We start from the raw sequence: 8419 nt of genomic DNA on the forward strand, positions 1-8419 counted from the left end.
GCCCCGTTCGCCCGACAGTCTCGCATTCGCACTGGCCAACAGCCGTGTGCGGGGAACCCGGATGCTTGACGTATCAAGATCACATCAGCACGATGACGGGGGCCGCCGGGGCGGCCAGACCCGCACAAGCCGCCCGAAGGAGCCGATTCCGTGACATTGGCGACCGCGACGAAGCGGTCAGCGAGAGGCGCACCGGCCGGCAGGCCAGCGGACCACGGCGCGTGGTTCCTCGTCCTGCCCGCGCTGATCCCGATCCTCGTCCTCAGCGTCGGCCCGCTCCTCTACGGCATCGCGCTGTCGTTCACCGACGCCCAGTCGGGCCGCACCGAGCCCACGCAGTGGGTCGGCGCCCTCAACTTCCAGGACCTGCTGCACGACACGCTGTTCTGGGAGTCGTTCCGCATCGGGCTGCTCTGGGCGTTCGGCGTCACCGTGCCGCAGTTCCTGCTCGCGCTCGGCCTCGCGCTCCTGCTCAACCAGAACCTGCGCTTCCGCTGGCTGGCGCGGGCCCTCGCGATCATCCCCTGGGCGATGCCCGAGGTCGTCGTCGGCATCATGTGGCGGCTCGTCTACCACCCGGACGCGGGCGTGCTCAACGAGACGCTCGCCAACCTGGGCCTCGGGGAAGGACAGGACTGGCTGACCGGCACCTCCACCGCGCTCCTCGCCGTGATCGTCGTCGGCGTCTGGGCCGGCATGCCGCAGACCACCGTCGCCCTGCTCGCCGGTCTGCAGAACACCCCGCGCGAGCTGCACGAGGCCGCCGCGATGGACGGCGCGGGCGCCTGGCGCCGCTTCACCACCGTCACCTGGCCCGCGATCAAACCGGTCGCCCTCGCCATCACCGCGCTCAACTTCATCTGGAACTTCAACTCCTTCGCCCTGGTCTACGTCCTGACCCAGGGCGGCCCCGGCGGCCGCACCCGCCTGCCCATGCTCTTCGCGTACGAAGAGGCCTTCCGGTACGGCCAGTTCGGCTACGCCGCCGCCATGGGCTGTGTGATGGTCGCCGTGATCTCGGTGATCCTCGCCGTCTACCTCGTGGGCCGGCTGAAGGGAGGCGACGAGGCATGACGCGCACGAAGCGGACGACACGCGCGGCGCAGTACGTGGCGCTCGCCGCCTATCTGGTCTTCCTCGCCTTCCCGTTCCTCTGGCTGATCTCCACGGCGTTCAAGCCCGCCAAGGAACTGGGCAGTCTGCACCCCACCTGGATCCCGAAGGACCCGACCCTGCAGAACTTCCGGCAGGCCTTCGACGAGCAGCCGCTCCTCCAGGCCGCGGGCAACTCCCTGGTCGCGGCGCTCAGCGCGGCATTGATCGCGGTCGTCATCGCGACGCCCATGGCGTATGTGATGGCCCGGCACCGCAACCGCGTCGCGAAGGCGGCGACGGGCTGGGTGGTGATCAGCCAGGCGTTCCCCTTCGTCCTGATCATCATCCCGCTGTTCCTCGTCCTGAAGAACCTGCACCTGATCAACTCGCTGCTCGGTCTGATCATGGTGTACGTCGTGTGGTCGCTGCCCTTCGCGCTCTGGATGCTCGTCGGATACGTCCGCGCGGTCCCCGCCGAGCTGGAGGAGGCGGCGGCCGTGGACGGCGCGAGCAAGGTGCGCACCTTCGTCTCGGTCGTCGCGCCGCTGCTCGCGCCCGGCATCGTCGCCACGGCGATGTTCGCCTTCATCACCGCGTGGAACGAGTTCTTCTTCGCGCTCGTCCTGCTCAAGACCCCGGAGAAACAGACCTTGCCGGTCATCCTCAACCGCTTCATCGGCACGGAGGGCGTCGCGGACCTGGGGCCGCTCGCCGCGGCGGCGTTCCTCGCGACCATCCCCTCCCTCGTCATCTTCGCGATCATCCAGAAGCGGATCACGGGCGGCATGCTGGCCGGGGCGGTGAAGGCCTGATGCGCGGGGCACCCCGGCTGCTGACCGCCACCGCGGCGGCCCTCGCGCTGCTGCTCACGGGCTGCGGCGACTCCGGCGAGGACGACGGGAAGATCACTCTCCAGTTCCAGTCCCTGGCCTGGCAGAAGGAGTCCGTCGACGCGAACAAGGCGCTCGTCAAGGAGTGGAACGCCACCCACCCGGACGTGCGGGTCGAGTACGTCCAGGGCAGTTGGGACAGCGTCCACGACCAGCTGCTCACCTCCTTCGAGGGCGGCGAGGCGCCGGACATCATCCACGACGCCTCGGACGACCTCGCCGACTTCGCGTACGGCGGGTACCTCGCGGACCTCGGCGACCTGCTGCCCGAGCGGCTGACGTCCGACATCCCGCAGCGGAGCTGGGAGACGACGACGTTCGGCGGCAAGGTCTACGGCGTGCCGTTCCTCCAGGAGCCGCGCGTCCTGATCGCCAACAGCACCTGGCTGAAGAAGTCGGGGGTGCGGATCCCGACGCCCGGCAAGCCGTGGAGCTGGGCGGAGTTCCGCAGGATCAGCAAGGAGCTGGGCGACGGCGAGGACGGGAAGTACGGCGTGGCCTGGCCGCTCAAGGAGCCGGTCTCCGCGACGCTCAACCTGTCCCTGTCCACCGGCGGGCAGATGTTCCACCGCGGTGCGGACGGCAAGGTCGACGTCCGCTTCGACGCGGCCGACGAGATCATGCCGCGCACCGTCCACGACCAGGTGAACACCGACGAGAGCGCGTCCGGTACGACGCTCGGCATGGGCGGCTCCGACACGCTGCCCGGTTTCTTCGGCGGCAAGTACGCGATGGTCCCGCTCGGGTTCTCCTACCGTCAGCAGATCGTCCAGCAGGCACCCGACGGCTTCGAGTGGCAGGTGCTGCCCGCGCCGGCGGGCAAGGAGGGGCTCGCGCAGGGCGTCAGCCCGCAGACCCTGTCCGTCTCCGAGGACAGCCCGCACAAGAAGGAGGCGGCGGAGTTCATCGACTTCTTCCTCCAGCCGGAGAACATGGTGAAGCTCGCGCGCGGCGACTGGATGCTGCCGACCGGCAAGGAGGCGCTGAAGGACCCCGCCCTGCACACGGAGAAGGACGACTGGGCGGCCGGCACCGCGCTCGCGGCGGACCTGCGCTCGGCGCCCGCCCAGTCGGTGCGGGGCTACCCGGAGTGGAAGGACAAGGTCGCCACCCCGGCGTTCCAGGAGTACTACAGCGGGGCGATCGGCCTGGACGAGCTGCGCGAACGCCTCGTGAAGGACGGCAACCTGGTCCTCAAGCGATACCAGCGCTGACCCCGGGGCGCCGGCCGGCGCCCCGGTCCGTCCCCGCGCCACAACCCGTCCCGAGACTCAGATCGTCCCCGCGCTCCGCTCCCCGGCCCGCACGAGCCCCGACTCGTACGCCACGATCACCGCCTGCGCGCGGTCGCGGACCCCCAGCTTGGTGAAGACGCCGGAGGCGTGGTTCTTCACGGTCTGGACGCCGATCTCCATGCGCCGGGCGATCTCCGCGTTGTCGAGGCCCGCGGCGATCAGCCGCAGGACGTCGACCTCGCGCGGGGTCAGCGCGGAGAGGTCCCCGGACAGCGGGTGCGCGGCCGGGGCCGGTGCCACGAACGTGGCGAGCAGCCGGGTCAGCAGCCGCGGCGCGACCACCGCCTCGCCGCGGTGCACGGTGCGCAGCGCGGCCACCAGCTCCTCGGGCGTGACGTCCTTGGGCAGGAAGCCCGCCGCCCCCGCGCGCAGCGCGCCGACCACGTGCTCGTCCAGGTCGAAGGTGCTCAGCGCGAGGACCCGGCACCGGGGCAGCTCGGCGGCCAGCCGCGCGGTCGCCCCGACCCCGTCGAGCACCGGCATGCGGATGTCCATCAGGACGACGTCGGGGCAGAGCCTGCGGGCCGCCGCGACGGCCTCCTCGCCGTCGCCCGCCTCGCCGACGACCTCGACGGCCGGGTCCGAGCGCAGGATCAGCGCGAGGCCGTGGCGGACCAGGGGCTGGTCGTCGGCGATCAGCACGGTGATCCGCTCGGGCACCGGCCCGGGCGCCTGTTCGCGGTCCGGCTCGGGCGGCTGTTCGCGGTCCGGCTCGGGCGGCTGCTCGGTGGGAGCGGTCATCGGGTGGTGGTCCTGTCCTTCTCGTCCGCGCCCTCGTGGGCGTCGGCGGGCAGCGGCACCGTGGCGGTGACCGCGAAGCCGCCTTCCGCACGGCCGCCGGTACTCAGCGAACCGTCGTGCAGGGCGACGCGTTCCCGCATGCCCAGCAGACCGTATCCGCCGCCCCTGCCCGAGCCGCCGGGCGCCCTGGCGTCACCGACGCCGTCGTCGGTCACCTCGACGGTGACACGGTCCGGCAGATAGGCGAGCCGCACGGTGGCGCGGGCGGGCCCCGCGTGCTTGCGGGTGTTGGTCAGCGCCTCCTGGACGACGCGGTGGAGGGTGAGGCCGACCGTCGTCGGCAGCGGCCGGGCCCGCCCGGTGACGTGCAGTTCGACGGGCAGTCCCGCGGCGGTCGAATCGGCGATGAGCCGGTCGATGTCGTCGACGCCGGGCTGCGGCGCGGACGACGCCTCCTCCGGGGCGTCGGTGCCGCGCAGCACACCGAGGAGCTGCCGCATCTCGCCCAGCGCGGTGCGGCCCGACCGCTCCAGGGACAGCAGCGCCTCGCGGGCCGTGTCGGGGTCGCGGTCCAGCGTCGCCCGCGCGCCGCCGGACATGAGGTACATGGTGGTGACGTGGTGCGCCACGACGTCGTGGAGCTCGCGGGCGATGCGGCGCCGCTCCTCGGCCACCGCGCGGTCGGCGAGCAGCTCGCGGTTGATGTCCAGCTGCTGCTTCCACTGCCGCACGCCCAGGCCCACGGCGACGACGGCCGCGGTGATGACCACGTCGATCGTGGCGGTCATCGCGAAGGGCTCGGGGCTCCCCGCGTCCCGCACGAACTGCACGGGTACGCAGGCGGCGGCGCCCCACGCCACGGCGCGCGGGCCGCAGTACCGGGCCACGGTGTAGAGCGCGACGGTGACGGCGGCGCCGAAGCTGTGCGTCATGGGGCGGCCCGGGTCGGCCGCGATCCCCAGGTTGGAGGCCAGTTGCACGGCGAGGACCGCGCCGAGCGCCGGCGCGGGGCTGCGGCGCCGCACGAGCAGCGGGACCACGAGCGTCGCGATCAGCAGGACCCCGGCCACGGTCACGCGTGACGGGGTGATCGCGGGACCGCCCGCGGCGGCGCCCGCCGGTACCGGCATGACGTAGGCCAGCACCTCGACCGCCGTCGCGACGACGGCGAGCACCACGTCGCCCCGCGTGGGCCGTTGCCGGCCTTCGGGCGGTACCGGGGGGAAGTAGTCGCGTCCCATCCGGGCGCCTCCTGGTCGGGCCGGTCGCCGGCCCTTGTTCTCGCGTTCTTTCCACACCATTAGATCCCGGCCCGCCGCGACGCGGATCGGCGCGGGGTCGGGCCTTTCCCCAGTACTCGGGTACTGCCCACGATGTCGTACCGGACCGGAGTCCCGGACGCTTCCCGTTCCGGCGGCCGACGCTTTCGACGGGCGCCGCGTGATGGCCTGTGGGGAGCCCCGAGAAGCCCTCGTGGCGCATTCCGCAGCCCGGCAAGAAGCAGGGAAGAAGAACCATGATCCACAAGCTGACCTCATTCTCCACCCGACATCGATGGATGATGGTCGTCGTCTGGACCCTGCTCGGCGCGGCCCTGAGTTTCGTGGGCAAGGCGATGATGTACGACGTCACCGATTCCCAGTCGGGCGACTTCCTGCCCGAGAAGTACGACTCGGCCGTGGCGCTGCGCATCGCCGAGGACGAGTTCGGCACCAAGCCCGACCCCAACGCCCTGACCGTGCTCGTCGCCAGGGACGACGGCGCGCCGCTCACGGCGGGCGACCAGCGCCACATCGCCCGCACCGGGGACCTCCTGGGCCGGGAGCGGCTCACCGCGCCGACGCCCGAACCGCTGATGAAGGACCACTCCCAGACGCCCCGGGTCGCGCCGGGAGCCGTGGCCCCGGACCGGAGTTTCCAGCTCCTCACGGTGTCGCTCGACGGGAATCCCCAGGACCCCGGACTCCAGGACGTCTACAAGGAGTTCCGCGACACGGCGAAGAAGGAATTCGCGGAATCGGACCTGCGCGTCGGATTCACCGGCGGCATCGCCTCCACGGTGGACAACACGGACGCGGAGGAGACCACGGGGAAGGTCGTCGGCGCGCTGACGACGGGCCTCATCGTCCTTCTGAACATCCTGGTGTTCCGCAGCCCGGCGGCCGCGTTCGTACCGCTGATCGCGGTCGCGCTGATCGGCGGTGTCGCCTCCGGAGCGGTGGTCGGCGCGGCGAAGCTCTTCGGCATCGACCTCGACCCGTCCACTCCGTCACTGATCGGTGTCGTGCTCCTCGGCATCGGCATCGACTACTTCCTCTTCCTGATGTTCCGGTTCCGGGAGCAGTTGCGGAACCACCCCGGGCAGGACGCCCGGACGGCCGCCGCCGAGACGACCCGGCGGGTGGGCGGCGCGATCACGTCCGCCGCGCTGACGATCGTGGCGGCCTTCGCGACCCTCGGCCTCGCGAGCTTCGGGCAGTTCCGGGTGCTCGGCCCCGCGATCGCGATCTCCGTGCTCGTGATGCTGCTCGCCAGTCTCACGCTGATGCCCGCGCTGCTTGCCGTGCTCGGACGCGGCATGTTCTGGCCGGCCCGCGCCTGGAAGAAGGAGCGCACCGGCGGTACCGCCGCACGTCTGGGGCACGCGGTGAGCAACCGGCCGGTGCGGTACGCGCTCGCCGGCCTGGTGCTCCTCGGCGCGCTCGGCGCGGGCACGGCCGGCATCAAGATGAGCTACGACCAGCAGGGCCTGCCCGAGACCGCCGCGACCAGGACCGCCGAGCAGATCTCCCGCAGCCTGCCCGCCGGAGTCTCCGACCCGCACAGCGTCTACGTGCGCAGCACCGACGACGGCCGCGTCACCGCGAGTTCGCTCACCCGCATGAAGCGCGCCCTCGCCGGGACGGAGGGCGTCGGCGAGGTGGGCAGGCCGGTGCTCAGCAAGGACGGCACGGCCGCGCGCCTCGACCTGTTCCTGAAGGTCGAGTCCGACACGCAGCACGCGCGCGACCTGGTCTCGGGCCCCATCAGGGACACCGCGGACCGGACCGCGCCGCGCGGCACCGAGGCGTACGTCACGGGAACGGCCGCCGTCTTCGCCGACATCTCGACGGCGGTGGAGAAGGACCTGCGCCTGGTCTTCCCGGTCGCGGCCCTCCTGATCGCCGTGATCCTCTTCCTGCTGCTGCGCTCCCTGCTCGCCCCGGTCGTCCTGATGACCGCGGTCGGGCTCGGGTTCGTCGCCACGCTCGGCGCGAGCACGCTGGTCTTCCAGCACACCCTCGACCGGCCGGGCGTCTCCTTCACGCTGCCCCTGGTCCTCTTCCTCTTCGTCGTCGCCCTCGGCACCGACTACAACATCCTGATCACCGACCGGATCAGGGAGGAGATGGCGAAGCCGGTCACGGCCCGGCACGCGGTGTCCGAAGCGGTGCGCCACACCGGGCCCGCCGTCGCCACGGCCGGCATCGTGCTCGCCGGTTCCTTCGCCGGCCTGGCCGCGAGCCCCGTCACCCTGGAACTCGGCTTCGCCACCGGCCTGGGCATCCTGCTCTCCGCGCTCGTGCTCTCCCTCGTCCTGGTCCCCGCGCTCGCCGCGCTCCTCGGCCGCACGCTGTGGTGGCCGCGCCGGTCGGCTAGGCCCCGGGACCACGACGCCGCACCGGCCGGACAGCCCGCCCCTGAGGCGTACGTGCCCTACGCGCGGTACGCCGATGTCGCGCCGCACGCGGAGCACCCGTCCGCCCGCTGACCCGGAAGTGGCAGACGGTACACGTCCGTTGGACGGCGCGAGGTCAGGAGTCCCGGGAGCCGAAGCGCTCCCGCAGCAGGGCGGCCTCGTCGCTGTCCTCCGGCGCGGTCATGACGACCAGTTCCACCTGCGCGGGGCCGGGCAGCAGATAGCCGGTGTACGCGAGGGTCATCGGGCCCGCCTCGGGGTGGTGGAGCCGCTTGTGGCCGGTGTTCGGGCCGCGCACCTCGTGCTCGTTCCACGCGTCGTGGAACAACGCGCCGCCGTGCAGGGCGAGTTCGGCGAGCAGGGGCGCGTGGTCCGCGCGGCCGGCGAGGGCGTTGCGCAGCCGGTGGACGTTGCCGCGCGCCACCGCCTCCCAGTCCACGAACAGATCGCGGGCCGCCGGGTCGCAGAGCGCGAACCACGCGAGGTTGCGGCGGTGCGGCGGAAGCGCCCCGAAGTCGGTGACGAGCCAGGCCGCCGCCTCGTTCCAGGCGAGGACGTCCCGCATCGGACCGACCAGATACGCGGGCCACACCGTCAGGCCGCGCAGCAGGTCGAGCGCCGTCCGCGGCACCTCGGGAGCGGCCGGCGCCTCCGGTGACACGGGCCTGGCGGTGAGCCGGTGCAGATGGCGGCGGCCGTCCGCGTCCAGGCGCAGGGCG

The 8419-nt window shown here is 72.3% G+C and carries 7 protein-coding genes; 4 read left to right on the plus strand and 3 right to left on the minus strand.

The window, feature by feature from the left end; translation table 11 throughout:
• Positions 1-150: 150 nt before the first annotated feature.
• Genes AOK22_RS27520 through AOK22_RS27530 form a run of 3 tightly spaced genes read left to right on the plus strand, consistent with a single transcriptional unit; the run spans position 151 to position 3199 of the window.
• Positions 151-1074, plus strand: coding sequence for a carbohydrate ABC transporter permease (locus AOK22_RS27520; RefSeq protein WP_055701414.1), 924 nt, complete (start codon positions 151-153; stop codon positions 1072-1074).
• Positions 1071-1907 carry a carbohydrate ABC transporter permease gene (locus tag AOK22_RS27525; RefSeq protein ID WP_055701415.1) on the plus strand — a complete coding sequence of 279 codons (837 nt, stop codon included), beginning with the start codon at positions 1071-1073 and terminating at the stop codon, positions 1905-1907. The genes AOK22_RS27520 and AOK22_RS27525 overlap by 4 nt, the downstream gene beginning before the upstream one ends.
• A complete protein-coding gene (locus tag AOK22_RS27530) occupies positions 1907-3199 on the plus strand; it encodes an ABC transporter substrate-binding protein (RefSeq protein ID WP_055701416.1) in 1293 nt (430 codons plus the stop codon). The genes AOK22_RS27525 and AOK22_RS27530 overlap by 1 nt, the downstream gene beginning before the upstream one ends.
• Positions 3200-3256: 57 nt before the next feature.
• Here AOK22_RS27530 and AOK22_RS27535 read toward each other — a convergent pair whose 3' ends face one another.
• A complete protein-coding gene (locus tag AOK22_RS27535; RefSeq protein WP_079036855.1) occupies positions 3257-4021 on the minus strand; it encodes a response regulator in 765 nt (254 codons plus the stop codon).
• Entirely contained in the window at positions 4018-5262 is a 1245-nt protein-coding gene (locus AOK22_RS27540; RefSeq protein ID WP_055701417.1) for a sensor histidine kinase, read from the minus strand. The genes AOK22_RS27535 and AOK22_RS27540 overlap by 4 nt, the downstream gene beginning before the upstream one ends.
• A gap of 275 nt (positions 5263-5537) precedes the next feature.
• On the opposite strand from AOK22_RS27540, the gene AOK22_RS27545 reads away from it, so the two are divergent.
• Positions 5538-7772, plus strand: coding sequence for an MMPL family transporter (locus AOK22_RS27545; RefSeq protein WP_055701418.1), 2235 nt, complete (start codon positions 5538-5540; stop codon positions 7770-7772).
• 43 nt (positions 7773-7815) lie between these two features.
• Here the strand turns inward: AOK22_RS27545 and AOK22_RS27550 are convergent.
• The coding region (locus AOK22_RS27550; protein ID WP_107102045.1) for an MmyB family transcriptional regulator at positions 7816-8419 on the minus strand (604 nt) is incomplete at its 5' end.

The organism is Streptomyces silaceus (genome assembly GCF_001419745.1).
Lineage (GTDB): Bacteria > Actinomycetota > Actinomycetes > Streptomycetales > Streptomycetaceae > Streptomyces > Streptomyces silaceus.